Genomic DNA, 15,173 nt, shown 5'->3' with positions numbered 1-15,173 from the left:
TAGATGTGCGTTAAACTTCAGAGATGGGTAATGTACAGGATATAGCGATGATAAAGCGCAACGGCTTCTGGCTTCTATATAAAAGCTTGTGTGATTCCTATCGTGTTCCAGATGAGACAGTCGCTTCTTAATGTGAGCCACTAGCTCAGGGGTAGAGCATCTGACTTTTAATCAGAGGGTCGAAGGTTCAAATCCTTCGTGGCTCATTTTAGCGGGTGTGGCGGAATTGGCAGACGCGCTAGATTTAGGATCTAGTGTTTTGCGACGTGGGGGTTCGAGTCCCTTCACCCGCACCATATTCAAAAATTTAATAGTTATGCGGTCGTGGCGGAATGGCAGACGCGCTAGCTTGAGGGGCTAGTGGAGGAAACTTCGTGGAGGTTCGAGTCCTCTCGACCGCACCAATTTTATTATGCGCCCTTAGCTCAATTGGATAGAGCGTCTGACTACGGATCAGAAGGCTGGGGATTCGAGTTCTCTAGGGCGCACCATTATCGGGAAGTGGCTCAGCTTGGTAGAGCATCTGGTTTGGGACCAGAGGGTCGCAGGTTCAAATCCTGTCTTCCCGACCATTCATCTTTTTTGCGGGTGTAGTTTAGTGGTAAAACAAGAGCCTTCCAAGCTCTGGTCGTGGGTTCGATTCCCATCACCCGCTCCATATTTTCTTTTATAATGTGGGCCTGTAGCTCAGCTGGTTAGAGCGCACGCCTGATAAGCGTGAGGTCGGTGGTTCAAGTCCACTCAGGCCCACCATTATTTTTGCTTTTTATTCTGGAATGTTCCTTGAAAACTGAACAAAAGCCAAGCGTGATTTAAGGGGTTTATCCCCTGATCAATTCAATTTGCTATGGATCTGATGAACGAAAAAGACTGACCCGGATGCCGAAAGGGATCCGGAAGAAGCAACACTTTTTTGGAGAGTTTGATCCTGGCTCAGGACGAACGCTGGCGGCGTGCCTAATACATGCAAGTCGTGCGCACAGAGGGGAGCTTGCTCCCTGAGGTGAGCGGCGGATGGGTGAGTAACACGTGGGCAACCTGCCGGTCAGACTGGGATAACTGTGGGAAACCGCAGCTAATACCGGATGATCCTCCGCACCGCATGGTGCGGAGCTGAAAGATGGTTTCGGCCATCACTGACTGATGGGCCCGCGGTGCATTAGCTTGTTGGCGGGGTAACGGCCCACCAAGGCTGCGATGCATAGCCGACCTGAGAGGGTGATCGGCCACATTGGGACTGAGACACGGCCCAAACTCCTACGGGAGGCAGCAGTAGGGAATCTTCCACAATGGACGAAAGTCTGATGGAGCAACGCCGCGTGAGCGAAGAAGGTTTTCGGATCGTAAAGCTCTGTTGCCGGAGAAGAACGGATGCGGGAGGAAATGTCCGCGTCGTGACGGTATCCGGCCAGAAAGCCACGGCTAACTACGTGCCAGCAGCCGCGGTAATACGTAGGTGGCAAGCGTTGTCCGGAATTATTGGGCGTAAAGCGCGCGCAGGCGGCTTCTTAAGTCTGATGTGAAATTCTGCAGCTCAACTGCAGGCGGGCATTGGAAACTGGGGAGCTTGAGTACAGAAGAGGAGAGTAGAATTCCACGTGTAGCGGTGAAATGCGTAGAGATGTGGAGGAATACCAGTGGCGAAGGCGGCTCTCTGGTCTGTTACTGACGCTGAGGTGCGAAAGCGTGGGGAGCGAACAGGATTAGATACCCTGGTAGTCCACGCCGTAAACGATGAATGCCAGGTGTTAGGGGGGTCCAACCCCTTAGTGCTGAAGTTAACACATTAAGCATTCCGCCTGGGGAGTACGGCCGCAAGGCTGAAACTCAAAGGAATTGACGGGGGCCCGCACAAGCAGTGGAGCATGTGGTTTAATTCGAAGCAACGCGAAGAACCTTACCAGGTCTTGACATCCTTCGACCGCTCGAGAGATCGGGTTTTCCCCTTCGGGGGACGAAGTGACAGGTGGTGCATGGTTGTCGTCAGCTCGTGTCGTGAGATGTTGGGTTAAGTCCCGCAACGAGCGCAACCCTTGACCCTGGTTGCCAGCATTCAGTTGGGCACTCGAGGGTGACTGCCGGTGACAAACCGGAGGAAGGTGGGGATGACGTCAAATCATCATGCCCCTTATGATCTGGGCTACACACGTGCTACAATGGGCGGTACAAAGGGCAGCGAGGCCGCGAGGCTGAGCCAATCCCATAAAGCCGCCCCCAGTTCGGATTGCAGGCTGCAACCCGCCTGCATGAAGCCGGAATTGCTAGTAATCGCGGATCAGCATGCCGCGGTGAATCCGTTCCCGGGCCTTGTACACACCGCCCGTCACACCACGAGAGTTTGTAACACCCGAAGTCGGTGCGGGAACCTTTATGGGCCCAGCCGCCGAAGGTGGGACAAATGATTGGGGTGAAGTCGTAACAAGGTAGCCGTATCGGAAGGTGCGGCTGGATCACCTCCTTTCTAAGGAAACGATCGATAGCGAAACGTTTGGGCTTTTGTTTGGTTTTGAAGGAGTCATTCCTTCAATACCCGGCGTGCCGCAGGGCACGCGGGACGATCCTTGAAAACTGGATAACGAAAGATACAGAAAACACGTCAAGAATTCCATTTTGTCCAGGATACAATCAATGATTGTGTCGGTGGTTAAGTTTTAAAGGGCACACGGTGGATGCCTTGGCACTGGGAGCCGATGAAGGACGGAACGAACTTCGATAAGCTCCGGGGAGCTGTAAGTGGGCTTTGATCCGGAGATTTCCGAATGGGGAAACCCCCTGTCCTGACGGACAGGATGACGCACTGAATTCATAGGGGCGTCAAGGCAGACCCGGGGAACTGAAACATCTCAGTACCCGGAGGAAGAGAAAGCAAATGCGATTTCCCGAGTAGTGGCGAGCGAAAAGGAAACAGCCCAAACCAGGGGGCTTGCCCCCTGGGGTTGTAGGACACTCCGCATGGAGTCAGAAAAGCGCGTTTCAGGCGAACGGCCTGGAAGGGCCGGCCGAAGAAGGCAAACGCCCTGTAGCCGAAGAGGCGCGCTCTCCGGAGTGGATCCTGAGTACGGCGGGACACGAGAAACCCCGTCGGAAGCCGGGAGGACCGTCTCCCAAGGCTAAATACTCCCCAGTGACCGATAGTGAACCAGTACCGTGAGGGAAAGGTGAAAAGCACCCCGGAAGGGGAGTGAAAGAGATCCTGAAACCGTGTGCCTGCAAGTAGTTGGAGCCCCTTCGGGGGTGACAGCGTACCTTTTGTAGAATGGACCGGCGAGTGGCGATTCTGAGCAAGGTTAAGCCGGAGAGGCGGAGCCGCAGCGAAAGCGAGTCTGAAGAGGGCGAATGAGTTCAGGGTTGCCGACCCGAAACCGTGTGATCTACCCATGTCCAGGGTGAAGTCCAGGTAACACTGGATGGAGGCCCGAACCCACGCATGTTGAAAAATGCGGGGATGAGGTGTGGGTAGGGGTGAAATGCCAATCGAACACGGAGATAGCTGGTTCTCCCCGAAATAGCTTTAGGGCTAGCCTCGGAGAAAGAGGTCTGGAGGTAGAGCACTGATTGAATAAGGGGTCCCCACAGGATTACCGAGTTCAGTCAAACTCCGAATGCCAGACGCTCAGGCTCCGGGAGTCAGACGGCGAGTGATAAGATCCGTCGTCGAAAGGGAAACAGCCCGGACCGCCGGCTAAGGTCCCTAAGTTTGCGCTGAGTGGGAAAGGATGTGGCGTTGCCCAGACAACCAGGATGTTGGCTCAGAAGCAGCCACCATTTAAAGAGTGCGTAATAGCTCACTGGTCGAGTGGCGCCGCGCCGAAAATGTAACGGGGCTAAGCGCAGCACCGAAGCCGCGGATGACTCTTTCAGAGTCATGGTAGGGGAGCGTTCCAGAGGCCGGGAAGGTCTGCCGGAAGGCAGGCTGGAGCGTCTGGAAGTGAGAATGCCGGTATGAGTAACGAAAAGAGGAGTGAGAATCTCCTCCGTCGAAAGCCCGAGGGTTCCTGGGGAAGGTTCGTCCGCCCAGGGTCAGTCGGGGCCTAAGCCGAGGCCGAAAGGCGTAGGCGATGGACAACAGGTGGATATTCCTGTACCGCTGGAACACGTTTGAGTGAAGGGGGGACGCAGGAAGGCGAGGTCAGCGCACGGATGGAAGCGTGCGTTCAAGCCGCGAGGCCGGCAGCGAGGCAAATCCCGCTGCCTGAGGCCGGACGGTGATGAGGAGGGAAATTTAAGTACCGAAGGGCCACAACCTACACTGCCTAGAAAAGCCTCTGGCGAGTGAACCAGCGCCCGTACCCAAACCGACACAGGTGGGCAAGAAGAGAATTCTGAGACGCTCGGGAGAACTCTCGTTAAGGAACTCGGCAAAATCACCCCGTAACTTCGGGAGAAGGGGTGCTCAAAGGGCCTTCGGGCCCTCTGAGCCGCAGTGAAAAGATCCAAGCGACTGTTTACCAAAAACACAGGTTTCTGCTAAACCGAAAGGTGATGTATAGGGGCTGACACCTGCCCGGTGCTGGAAGGTTAAGAGGAGAGGTCATCCCTTCGGGGAGAAGCTTTGAACCGAAGCCCCAGTAAACGGCGGCCGTAACTATAACGGTCCTAAGGTAGCGAAATTCCTTGTCGGGTAAGTTCCGACCCGCACGAAAGGTGTAACGATTTGGATACTGTCTCAACGAGAGACCCGGTGAAATTATAGTACCTGTGAAGATGCAGGTTACCCGCGACAGGACGGAAAGACCCCATGGAGCTTTACTGCAGCCTGATATTGGATGTGGGTATCGATTGTACAGGATAGGCAGGAGCCTTTGACGCCGGACCGCCAGGTTCGGCTGAGGCGCCGGTGGGATACTGCCCTTTCGATACCGACATTCTAACCCGGGACCGTGATCCGGTCCGGAGACAGTGTCAGGCAGGCAGTTTGACTGGGGCGGTCGCCTCCCAAAAGGTAACGGAGGCGCCCAAAGGTTCCCTCAGAATGGTTGGAAATCATTCGCAGAGTGTAAAGGCACAAGGGAGCTTGACTGCGAGACCCACAAGTCGAGCAGGGACGAAAGTCGGGCTTAGTGATCCGGTGGCACCGCATGGAAGGGCCATCGCTCAACGGATAAAAGCTACCCTGGGGATAACAGGCTTATCTCCCCCAAGAGTTCACATCGACGGGGAGGTTTGGCACCTCGATGTCGGCTCATCGCATCCTGGGGCTGAAGTAGGTCCCAAGGGTTGGGCTGTTCGCCCATTAAAGCGGTACGCGAGCTGGGTTCAGAACGTCGTGAGACAGTTCGGTCCCTATCCGTCGCGGGCGCAGGAAATTTGAGGAGAGCTGTCCTTAGTACGAGAGGACCGGGATGGACACACCGCTGGTGTACCAGTTGTTCCGCCAGGAGCAGACGCTGGGTAGCTATGTGTGGACGGGATAAGTGCTGAAAGCATCTAAGCATGAAGCCCCCTCCAAGATGAGATTTCCCACAGCTTTAAGCTGGTAAGGCCCCTCAGAGATGATGAGGTGGATAGGTCTGGAGTGGAAGCGCGGTGACGCGTGAAGCGGACAGATACTAATCGGCCGAGGGCTTAACCCAAAGTCAGCGGACAGAAGGAAAAAAGACGTGCTGTATCTTTCGTTACCGGTTTTGAGGGGTCGTCTGGCCCCGGGTGATTTTCAAGTCTGGCGGTCATAGCGAAGAGGTCACACCCGTTCCCATCCCGAACACGGTCGTTAAGCTCTTCTGTGCCGATGGTAGTGGGGGGCTGTCCCCCTGTGAGAGTAGGTCACTGCCAGGCAAATGATTAAAGAGGCATTTCCCGAAAAGTGGGGAATGCCTCTTTTCGTCGGTGATCCTGATTCTTCATCTGATAACGCTTCTGATCGTCCCGGGATTTCCCGTGACAGGAATCATGTGTGACATGTGAATAAAGTGCTTTACAATTAGATTTAAGTTGTTATTGGATGAGTAAGTGCTTTTCTGAAAACGGATGACATGACGCAGCAGGATCGGACGGTGCTTTTGATTGAAGCCGGCGATCTGGCTGATAATTTCTGAACATAGACTGATAAATCTTGAATGTTGACCGGTAAATCTCTTCCGGACAGATCCATCAATTTCGTCACACACTAGCATCAACTATGCAATCAAACACGAACGCCGAAAGTTGTATCGATAAAGTCGTCTTGACGTGCATAAAAATTGTATGATTGATCCAAATGACATATCAATCCCAAATAATTCAGCGGGACTCCGGAATATATCAGCCGGATTACGCCATATTTCAGCCGGGGGAATGGAATTCAGCCAGCTGCCACCGGTTATCAGCCGATGCCCCGGATAATTCAGCGGGACTCCGGGATATATCAGCCGGATTACGCCATATTTCAGCCGGGGGAATGGAATTCAGCCAGCTACCACTGTATATCAGCCGATACCCCAAATAATTCAGCGGGACTCCGGGATATATCAGCCGGATTACGCCATATTTTAGCCGGGGGAATGGAATTCAGCCAGCTGCCACTGGTTATCAGCCGATACCCCAAATAATTCAGCGGGACTCCCGGATATATCAGCCGGTGTACGCCATATTTCAGCCGGGGAAAATGAGATGAATCACCCGGGCACGATCCACGAGGCGAACCCGGGAGCGAAAAAAAGTCAGTTATGGTACACTAACCATATGTCAGGCGGGAGTGAACCCGTCTGGATAATGAGAAGGTGGGAGCCATGAAACAGTGGATCGTCCATTCAAGAGAAGAGACAATGAACTTTGCGGAAAAAATGGCGGAACATCTGACAGCAAATGATGTGCTGACGCTGTCCGGGGAACTTGGTACGGGGAAAACCGTTTTTACCAAGGGTCTGGCCAGGGGCCTGGGCATTAAAGAAATGGTCAGCAGCCCGACGTTTACCATAGTAAAGGAATACAGAAGCGGGCGACTGCCCCTTTTTCATATGGATGTCTATCGGATCAGTGATGATGAGGATATCGGGCTTGAAGATTATTATGATCAGGGTGGTGTAACGGTGATTGAATGGGCTGAGAATATTCCTTCCTGGCTTCCCGGGGATTATCTGTCTGTTGCGATTGCCAGAACAGGTCAGACTGAAAGATCACTGATGCTTTCTGCTCATGGCGCAAGATCGGAAACCTTATACAGGGAGATAATGCACGATGCATGTACTGGCCATTGATTCATCTAACCTGGTCATGGGTGTTGCGGTTGCAACAGAAGATAAAGTTCTGGGTGAACTCATGACGAACAGTAAAAAAAATCATTCGGAACGGCTGATGCCGGCTATTTCCAGACTGCTGGAAGATGTCGGTATAGGGCCGGAAGATCTCGACCGGATTGTTGTCGCAAAGGGACCGGGCTCCTATACCGGGCTGCGTATCGGCATTACCATTGCCAAAATGCTCGCCTGGACGCTGAAGAAAGAGCTTGCCGGTGTATCCAGCCTTGAGGTCGTCGCTCAGAACGGGCGGTATTTTAATGGCCTTGTTGCTCCGTTCTTTGATGCGCGTCGCGGCCAGGTTTTTGCCGGACTGTATCAGAACAGAAACGGTCATATGGAACCGGTGATGTCTGATCGGCTGCTGCTTATGGAGGATTGGCTGGCAGAACTGGAAAACGTTGCCAGACCGGTTCTTTTCTTAAGCAATGATCTGAGTAAGTGGCAGGAGCGGCTTAAGGGCTTCCCGCAGGCTCACACCGGGAGCCCGGCAGAACGGGTGCCGAGGGCCGGGGAACTGGCACGCCTGGGCATAGAAAAAGAGCCGGAGTCAGACATTCATCACTTTCTGCCCACCTATCTTCGCCTGGCTGAGGCCGAGGCAAACTGGCTGAAACGCCAGCGTCAGGAGTGAAGCAGATGATGCAGCAGCAATCCATAACGATCCGGCCCATGACCTTTGCTGATATTGAGCAGGTTATGCTGGTGGAACACAGTGCATTCGACGTGCCGTGGTCAAGGCAGGCGTTTGAGAACGAACTGAAGCATAATCACTTTGCTTTCTATTATGTGGCAGATGTTGCAGGTAAGCTTATCGGTTATTGCGGGGTCTGGCTGATTGTCGATGAAGCTCATATCACGAATCTGGCTGTCCTTGCCGGGTACAGAGGGCGAAAAACGGGAGAGACCCTTCTTCGTACAGTCATGATGCTGGCACGCTCCCGGCGTTGCAGAACAATGAGTCTGGAAGTGCGCGCGGGTAACTTCATCGCGCAGAATCTGTACAGGAAACTCGGCTTTCGTCACGGAGGAATCCGTGAAAAATATTATTCCAATAACGGTGAAGATGCTCTGGTTATGTGGGTGAATTTATAATGATAAAAATCGATCAGAAAACAATGATTCTTGGTATTGAAACGAGTTGTGATGAAACGGCGGCGGCAGTTGTTGAAAATGGAACGATCATTCGTTCTAATGCCGTTGCTTCACAGATAGATATTCAAAGAAGATTTGGCGGGGTGGTGCCTGAAGTGGCTTCCCGCCATCACGTTGATCAGATTACGGTGGTCTGCGAAGAGGCGATGAACCGGTCGGGTGTGACATGGAAGGATCTAGATGCTGTGGCCGTGACGCAGGGGCCGGGTCTGATCGGCGCACTGCTGGTTGGCGTAAATGGAGCCAAGGCGCTCTGCTTTGCCCATCATCTGCCGCTTGTTCCCGTTCATCACATCACCGGACACATCTACGCCAATCGGTTCGTTCATGAGCTCAGGTTCCCGCTGATTGCGCTGGTTGTCTCCGGAGGCCATACGGAGCTTGTTTATATGAAGGAACATGGCTCGTATCAGGTCGTCGGTACAACCCGAGACGACGCTGCAGGTGAAGCTTTTGACAAGGTAGCACGTACGCTGGGGCTCCCTTATCCCGGCGGACCGGAAATCGACCGGCTGGCAAGGGAGGGAAAAGCGGTGATTCCTTTCCCAAGAGCGTGGCTTGAAGAAGGGTCGCTTGATTTCAGCTTCAGCGGGCTGAAATCTTCGGTGATCAATTATATTCACAATGAGCGGCAGCGAGGCCGGAATATTGACCGGGCAAATGTGGCGGCAAGTTTCCAGGAAAGTGTTTCCGAAGTCCTGACGAAAAAAACAATGTGGGCTGCAGAAAGATTTGGTGCCGTGCAGATCCTTGTTGCCGGAGGTGTTTCGGCGAACAGCAGAATCAGAAGCGAAATGGAAAAAACCGCCCGGACGCGCGGTATTCCTCTGTCGATTCCTCCGCTTAAATTATGCACAGACAATGCGGCAATGATTGCGGCGGCCGGAACCATTGGCTATCTCAAGGGGACAAGGGCGGACCTGTCCTTAAATGGAAGCGCAAATCTGCGGATCGAAGATTTTTGATTCTTTCGGCCTTTTGCTCCATGGCTTCAGGCAGACCTGATACTGAAGAAAAACCGGCCGGCGGGGTAAATGGCAGACGCCGCCCGCAGGCTTCGTTTTTCTGAACCTTTTTTTTCTCAAAAGTTTTATACCTTCTAAAGGGTGATGGGCATCAAGTCCATCGCCTTTTTAAAATCGGATCAGCCGAGTGCCACATCGAGCGTCATCATGATAGCAAATCCGATCATGGTTGCTGCTGTAGCCAGATCTGTAGATCCTTCCCGCTGGGATTCGGGAATCAGTTCCTCAATGACGACGAAGATCATCGCGCCGGCAGCAAAAGCCAGAGCATAGGGTAAAACCGGCGATACAACGACGACAAGGAACGCACCGATGACGGCGAAGATGGGCTCGACAACGGCAGACAGCTGGCCGTACCAGAAACTTTTGCCTCGTGAAAGGCCTTCGCCGCGAAGAGGTATGGAAACAGCGGCACCCTCAGGAAAATTCTGGATCCCGATACCGAAGGCCAGAACCAGGGCGGCGATGAGCGCTTCAGTATTTCCGGTAACAACAGCTCCGAAGGCGACGCCGACAGCGGCACCTTCCGGAATATTATGAATGGTAATGGAAAGAACGAGCAGAATGATTTTCCGCAGCTTTGTTTTCGGCCCTTCTTTTTCAACTTCCGGAAAGCCGAAATGCAGATGAGGGATCAGCCGGTCAACGAGGCGCAGGAAGACTCCGCCAAGTAAGAAACCGACGAGTGCGGGAATGAATGAAAGTTTGCCAAGACCGGAACTCAATTCAATAGCCGGTGAGAGCAGAGACCAGAAACTGGCCGCAATCATCACCCCGGCAGCAAATCCAAGCATCACATTAGCCATTTTTGTGTTCAGATTTTTAAAGAAAAAGACGAGCGAGGCGCCCAGTGCTGTGCAGCCCCATGTAAACAGACCTGCAATAAGTGCAAGCAGTATTGGATTTAATGATGCGAGCTGGTGAAACATGTTCAGGACCTCCTTGTTCATCCCCGTTCCTTTTTTCGTGACTAGTGATTCCCGGTCTATTCGCCAAGGTTCTCAAGCTCCTGCTGATCTGACTCCCATCTCTCCATCAGCGTTTCGATTTGTGCATTGTTCTGATCAATTTGCGATTGCACTTCTTTTGCCTTCTTCGTGTCGTTGAAAACGGCGGGCGACAGGAGCGATTTTTCGCCCTTGTCAATATCGGCTTCAAGACCGCTGATTTCTTTTTCGGTCTGTTCAATGGTACGCAGCAGCTGTCTCCGTTTCTTTTTCTTCTCTTTATCCTTCAGAAAATGCTGTTTCCCTGACGAAGCAGGAGCTTTCTCGGATTTTGCAGGAGCACTCTGCCCATCCTGTGCATCAAGTTCTTCAATTTCCCGCTGCTCCTCCTTTTTGTCTACATAATAATCATAATTTCCAAGATACTCGGTGATCCCCTCTCTGGACAGTTCAAGAGTACGGGTCGCAAGATGATTGATAAAATACCGGTCATGCGAAACAAAAAGGATAGTCCCGGGATAATCCATCAGTGCCGCCTCAAGGACTTCTTTACTGTCCAGATCCAGATGGTTGGTCGGTTCATCCAGAATCAGGAGGTTGTCATGGCGCATCATCAGTTTGGCCAGAAGAAGCCTTGCTTTTTCTCCGCCGCTGAGCTGAGCAACTAATTTTTTGACGTCATCACCCGAGAAGAGAAATCCGCCGAGGACATTTCGGATCTCGTTCTCCGGTTTCAGCGGATAGTCATCCCAGAGTTCATTCAGAACCGTCTTTTCCGGGATCAGACTTGTCTGTTCCTGATCATAATAACCGATAGTAACCTGGCTGCCGAGCTGGACGTGACCCGAAATCAGGGTAGATCCTCCGGCAATAGACTTTAAGATCGTTGATTTGCCGATCCCGTTTGGCCCGACAAGAGCTACCCGTTCTCCCCGCGTGATGCGAAAATGGAGGCCGGAGACAATCGGGGAATCCGCGGAGTAGCCGACGGACAGGTCTGAAACAGACAGGACGTCGTTTCCACTCTGTTTTTCAATGTCAAAAGAAAAAGCAGCCGACTTTTCATCTCCGCGTGGTTTATCCATGATGTCCATTTTTTCCAGCTGTTTACGGCGGCTCTGTGCGCGTCGGGTCGTCGACGCCCGGACAATATTCTTTTGGACAAATTCATTCAGCCGTTCGATTTCTTTCTGCTGTTTATCGTAGCGCTTCATCGCATTTTCGTATTCCGCCGCCCTCAGTTCCAGATAGCGGGTATAATTGCCATCATATTTATGAACGGTATGATGCACCACTTCATAGACTTTCGTCGCAATTTTATCCATAAAATACTGGTCATGGGAGACGACGAGGATACTGCCCGGATAGCGCTGAAGGTAGTTTTCAAGCCAGTTCAGCGTTTCGATATCCAGGTGATTTGTCGGTTCATCCAGAATCAGAAGGTCCGGTTTGAGAAGGAGCAGCTTACCCAGCGCCAGCTGAGTTTTCTGGCCCCCGGACAGGTTGTTGACCGGTGTGTCATCAGGGAAATCGGCAAAATTCAGTCCGTTCAGTACACTGCGGATCTCAGCCTGATACGTATATCCGCCTTTTGCCTTGTATTCTGCCTGAAGCGTGTCATAGGATTTGAGCAGCTGGTTGTACGCTTTGTCATCGGTAAACCGGGAGGGGTCGCTCATCTGTTTCTCCATCTGCTGCATTTTTTTCTCGATTTCAATGAGCGGCTCAAATACGGTCTGCAGTTCGTCAAAGATGCCCCGTGTCGAGTTTAATGTCGCGTTCTGCGGCAGATAGCCCATCGTGCGGTCTTTCGGCATAATGACTTCGCCGCTGTCCGCACGCATCACACCGGCAATGATTTTCAGAAGTGTCGATTTTCCGGCACCGTTTCTTCCGACAAGCGCAACACGTTCACCATATTTCACTTCTATATTAATATCAGATAAAATAAGTTCAGTAGCAAAAGATTTGCTGATCCCATTTGTCTGCAGGAGTATCAATCATGATCACCTCAGGTACGCAATAAGCATTCACACTCATCATTGTATCCTATTCCCGTTTTATCAGGCAACCGGGAATATCGGTTGTGAAAAGAGGAACAAATATGTTTCGTATTGATGTATAGTAAAAAAGAATGATCCGCTTTCAAAAATGAATATAATTAAAGAGATACAGGTGGATTGATACAGAGCGGGGAGGAAGGACAGTCATGGCAGTTCAAAAAGTACCCCAGGCGACTGCGGAACGGCTTCCGGTGTACTACCGGTCGCTTCAGCGCCTGGTGGCAAATGGAAAAACACGCATCTCATCTTCTGAGTTTGGTAAAATTGTGCAGATAGATTCCACAACCATTCGCAAGGATTTTTCTTATTTTGGTGCGCTCGGGAGAAAGGGCTACGGGTATAATACCCGGCATCTGATGGAATTTCTGAGAAAGACTTTATATCAGGATGAATTATCGAAAGTGATTTTAATTGGTGTCGGTCATCTTGGTACAGCGCTCCTGAACCACAACTTACAAAAAAATGATAATACAAGGATTGTGAAAGCTTATGATGTCAATCCTTCGAAAGCGGGGAAGGAGATTGGCGGAACAAAGATTCATACCTTGGATGAACTGAAGACGGACGATAACACCGACATCGCAGCGGCCATTCTGACGGTTCCGGCCGGCCAGGCGCAGAAAGTAGCGGAACTTGCCATGGCTTCGGGTATACACGGGTTTCTGAACTTTGCTCCGGTCCGCCTGCAGCTGCCGCCTGACGTTTATGTCCGCCATGTCGACATGACGGTAGAGCTCCAGGCGCTGATTTATTTCCTGAATCATGCAATAGAAGAAAAGCAATCTCAATAATCTTAAAGCTGATAAAGTGTTACAATACAAAGTGTTATGCTCTGGTAAAGTAGACACGGGAAAGATAAAGGTGGAATGTACGGATGATTCAGTTAAAATCAAAAAATGAAATAGCCGAGATGAAAAAGTCCGGCAGATTACTTGCATTGACGCATCAGAAAATCAGATCGATGATCAGGCCGGGGGTCACCACCTGGGACATCGAAGAATTCGTCAATGATTTTCTGAAAAAAAACGGTGCCACTCCGGAGGAAAAGGGATTTCAGGGCTATAAATATGCAACCTGCGCCTCGGTCAATGATGAAATCTGCCATGGTTTTCCAAACAAAAAGCCACTGAAAAACGGTGACATTGTGACGATTGATATGGTTGTAAACCTGAACGGTGCACTGTCCGATTCCGCATGGAGTTATGCAGTTGGAAATATTTCTGATGAAGCGCAGCACCTGCTGGATACGACAAAAGAAGCCCTCTATGAAGGAATAAAGCAATCCGTCGTCGGCAACCGGCTGGGGGACATCGGCCATGCGATCCAGGAATACGCGGAGACGCGTGGACTCAGCGTTGTCCGTGAATTTGTGGGTCATGGGATCGGACCGACCATGCACGAGGATCCGGCCGTCGCCCATTATGGCAAAGCGGGCCGCGGTCTCAGACTCAGGGACGGCATGACGATTACCATTGAGCCGATGCTGAATACCGGAGGCTGGCAGGCGAAAGTTGATAACAATGGCTGGACAGCACGGACGGTGGATGGTTCACTTTCCGCACAATATGAGCATACGATTGCCATTACAAAGGATGGTCCGGAAATTCTGACCACCCTTGATGATGAAGCATAAACAGGGCTGTAAAAAGGATTCCGCTGGAAGTGGAATCCTTTTTTTAGTATAAAGTTTTTTTCCAGAATAAGTTTCAGAAAAACAAAGCCTCCGGCGGTGTCCGCAATTTGTCAGCCGGCAGATTGTTCTTCGTTATGAGGCGAAAAGCTACCCCTGTCAACAGGACAGGTTCAGCGGAAGAAGGAGAGAGCCAGGCCTGATATGGCCGGAGCATTCAGGCTGATCAGCACAGCTGCGGCATTCATGGCGGCATGCATGAACATATTGACCACGATTCGGTTCGTCATCTGATAGGTAAAGCAGAGGAAAAGTCCGATATTGAAATAGATGATCAGATTGCGGATATCACCATGCATCAATGCGAAAACGAGGGAACTGATAATTGCCGCCAGGATCACACCTGTTTTTCTGCGCAGGCTGCCATAGAAGATCTTACGGAAAACAATTTCTTCCAGCAGCGGGCCGACGATACTGACCGTTAAAATAAAGATCGGGGACATACGGGCCAGAGAAATAATGTCCTGCGTATGTTCCGATTTCGGAATCTGTCCAAATGCGGCATAATTGATCAACACAGACAGAACCTGAATCAGGTAGAGAGCGAAGACGCCGAGTACCGCCCAGACGACCGAGATCAGCGGAGAAGCTTTTTTATCTGAACGCATGTGCCGCTCAGGAAGCAGCAGCAGCAGAACAACCGCCAGTGTGATCAGAAAGACGCCGGTATAAACCGTTCCATATCCCTGCTGAATCGTCGGGAACCGGCCGGCAAGCCACATGAAACCTGGTATAAAAGGGGAGATAAAGCATAGTAAATAAATAACCACAATCATAATATAGCGTTTCAGCAAATCCCGGACACCTCATATCTCTGTTAGAATGAAAAAAGCACGTCAGAAACGGTAATATGTATCCCGCATGAACGGGCAGTGAGCCTCCCATCTTAAAGTTATGAAAGTAAACGAACCGGCCCGGGTGGAGAATCACAGCCCGCAGCAGCTCGATGGGTTCAAAGGGACCCCTCACTGGTTGGCGTTTCACTTTATTTTAGCATACATCAGAGAACAATCTGCTGATGGCGCCTGATTGACACAATCTCCGGCTGCAATGAACGGACGGAAGCCCGCAAAGCCCTT

9 protein-coding genes, 7 tRNA genes and 3 rRNA genes are annotated in these 15,173 nt (G+C 51.5%); 16 read left to right on the top strand and 3 right to left on the bottom strand.

The features are described from left to right. Positions 1 to 134: 134 nt before the first annotated feature. The 14 genes from ABNN70_RS01450 (at position 135) to tsaD (ending at position 9,334) form a co-directional block, all read left to right on the top strand. Positions 135 to 206 (top strand) — tRNA-Lys (locus ABNN70_RS01450). A 5-nt stretch (positions 207 to 211) separates the two neighbouring features. Then, positions 212 to 296, top strand: a tRNA-Leu gene (locus ABNN70_RS01445). 22 nt (positions 297 to 318) lie between these two features. Then, a tRNA-Leu gene (locus ABNN70_RS01440) sits at positions 319 to 404 on the top strand. A 10-nt stretch (positions 405 to 414) separates the two neighbouring features. Next, positions 415 to 491 (top strand) — tRNA-Arg (locus tag ABNN70_RS01435). 4 nt (positions 492 to 495) lie between these two features. Next, positions 496 to 572: transfer RNA gene (locus tag ABNN70_RS01430), tRNA-Pro, on the top strand. 12 nt (positions 573 to 584) lie between these two features. After that, positions 585 to 658 (top strand) — tRNA-Gly (locus tag ABNN70_RS01425). A gap of 18 nt (positions 659 to 676) precedes the next feature. Continuing rightward, positions 677 to 753: transfer RNA gene (locus ABNN70_RS01420), tRNA-Ile, on the top strand. A 157-nt stretch (positions 754 to 910) separates the two neighbouring features. Further along, positions 911 to 2,461 (top strand): 16S ribosomal RNA (locus ABNN70_RS01415). 181 nt (positions 2,462 to 2,642) lie between these two features. Further along, a 23S ribosomal RNA gene (locus tag ABNN70_RS01410) occupies positions 2,643 to 5,573 on the top strand. Positions 5,574 to 5,658: 85 nt separating this feature from the next. After that, positions 5,659 to 5,775 (top strand): 5S ribosomal RNA (gene rrf / locus ABNN70_RS01405). Together the 16S, 23S and 5S rRNA genes with 7 tRNA genes alongside form the textbook arrangement of a ribosomal RNA operon. Before the next feature lie 932 nt (positions 5,776 to 6,707). Further along, entirely contained in the window at positions 6,708 to 7,175 is a 468-nt protein-coding gene (gene tsaE / locus ABNN70_RS01400) for a tRNA (adenosine(37)-N6)-threonylcarbamoyltransferase complex ATPase subunit type 1 TsaE (RefSeq protein WP_353948518.1), read from the top strand. Further along, positions 7,156 to 7,848, top strand: coding sequence for a tRNA (adenosine(37)-N6)-threonylcarbamoyltransferase complex dimerization subunit type 1 TsaB (gene tsaB, locus ABNN70_RS01395; RefSeq protein WP_353948517.1), 693 nt, complete (start codon positions 7,156 to 7,158; stop codon positions 7,846 to 7,848). The genes tsaE and tsaB overlap by 20 nt, the downstream gene beginning before the upstream one ends. A 5-nt stretch (positions 7,849 to 7,853) precedes the next feature. Then, entirely contained in the window at positions 7,854 to 8,309 is a 456-nt protein-coding gene (gene rimI / locus ABNN70_RS01390; protein ID WP_129930231.1) for a ribosomal protein S18-alanine N-acetyltransferase, read from the top strand. An 8-nt stretch (positions 8,310 to 8,317) separates the two neighbouring features. Further along, positions 8,318 to 9,334, top strand: coding sequence for a tRNA (adenosine(37)-N6)-threonylcarbamoyltransferase complex transferase subunit TsaD (tsaD, locus tag ABNN70_RS01385; protein WP_326407612.1), 1,017 nt, complete (start codon positions 8,318 to 8,320; stop codon positions 9,332 to 9,334). 179 nt (positions 9,335 to 9,513) lie between these two features. On the opposite strand, the gene ABNN70_RS01380 is transcribed toward tsaD, so the two are convergent. Continuing rightward, complete coding sequence (locus tag ABNN70_RS01380; RefSeq protein WP_353948516.1) at positions 9,514 to 10,323, bottom strand: ZIP family metal transporter; 810 nt, start codon at positions 10,321 to 10,323, stop codon at positions 9,514 to 9,516. Positions 10,324 to 10,379: 56 nt separating this feature from the next. Further along, positions 10,380 to 12,341: an ABC-F family ATP-binding cassette domain-containing protein gene (locus ABNN70_RS01375; RefSeq protein ID WP_353948515.1), complete on the bottom strand. Its 1,962-nt coding sequence runs from the start codon at positions 12,339 to 12,341 to the stop codon at positions 10,380 to 10,382. 209 nt (positions 12,342 to 12,550) lie between these two features. Between ABNN70_RS01375 and ABNN70_RS01370 the strand changes: the two genes are divergently transcribed. After that, on the top strand, positions 12,551 to 13,195 hold the full coding sequence (locus ABNN70_RS01370) for a redox-sensing transcriptional repressor Rex (protein WP_353948514.1): 645 nt from the start codon (positions 12,551 to 12,553) through the stop codon (positions 13,193 to 13,195). Between the two features lie 83 nt (positions 13,196 to 13,278). Then, positions 13,279 to 14,037 carry a type I methionyl aminopeptidase gene (gene map, locus ABNN70_RS01365; RefSeq protein ID WP_129930227.1) on the top strand — a complete coding sequence of 253 codons (759 nt, stop codon included), beginning with the start codon at positions 13,279 to 13,281 and terminating at the stop codon, positions 14,035 to 14,037. Positions 14,038 to 14,207: 170 nt separating this feature from the next. Here the strand turns inward: map and ABNN70_RS01360 are convergent, their stop codons facing one another. Then, complete coding sequence (locus ABNN70_RS01360; protein WP_129930226.1) at positions 14,208 to 14,888, bottom strand: type II CAAX endopeptidase family protein; 681 nt, start codon at positions 14,886 to 14,888, stop codon at positions 14,208 to 14,210. Positions 14,889 to 15,173 lie beyond the last annotated feature (285 nt).

The sequence above is a fragment of the Sporolactobacillus sp. Y61 genome (assembly GCF_040529185.1).
GTDB lineage: Bacteria > Bacillota > Bacilli > Bacillales > Sporolactobacillaceae > Sporolactobacillus.
This window is presented reverse-complemented; position numbering and strand designations above follow the sequence as displayed.

What these genes read in the sequence shown, in the direction of transcription:
- tsaE (WP_353948518.1), top strand. Translation starts at nt 6,708, where the DNA reads ATGAAACAGTGGATCGTCCATTCAAGAGAAGAGACAATGAACTTTGCG.
- tsaB (WP_353948517.1), top strand. Translation starts at nt 7,156, where the DNA reads ATGCATGTACTGGCCATTGATTCATCTAACCTGGTCATGGGTGTTGCG.
- rimI (WP_129930231.1), top strand. Translation starts at nt 7,854, where the DNA reads ATGATGCAGCAGCAATCCATAACGATCCGGCCCATGACCTTTGCTGAT.
- ABNN70_RS01380 (WP_353948516.1), bottom strand. Translation starts at nt 10,323, where the DNA reads ATGTTTCACCAGCTCGCATCATTAAATCCAATACTGCTTGCACTTATT.
- ABNN70_RS01370 (WP_353948514.1), top strand. Translation starts at nt 12,551, where the DNA reads ATGGCAGTTCAAAAAGTACCCCAGGCGACTGCGGAACGGCTTCCGGTG.
- map (WP_129930227.1), top strand. Translation starts at nt 13,279, where the DNA reads ATGATTCAGTTAAAATCAAAAAATGAAATAGCCGAGATGAAAAAGTCC.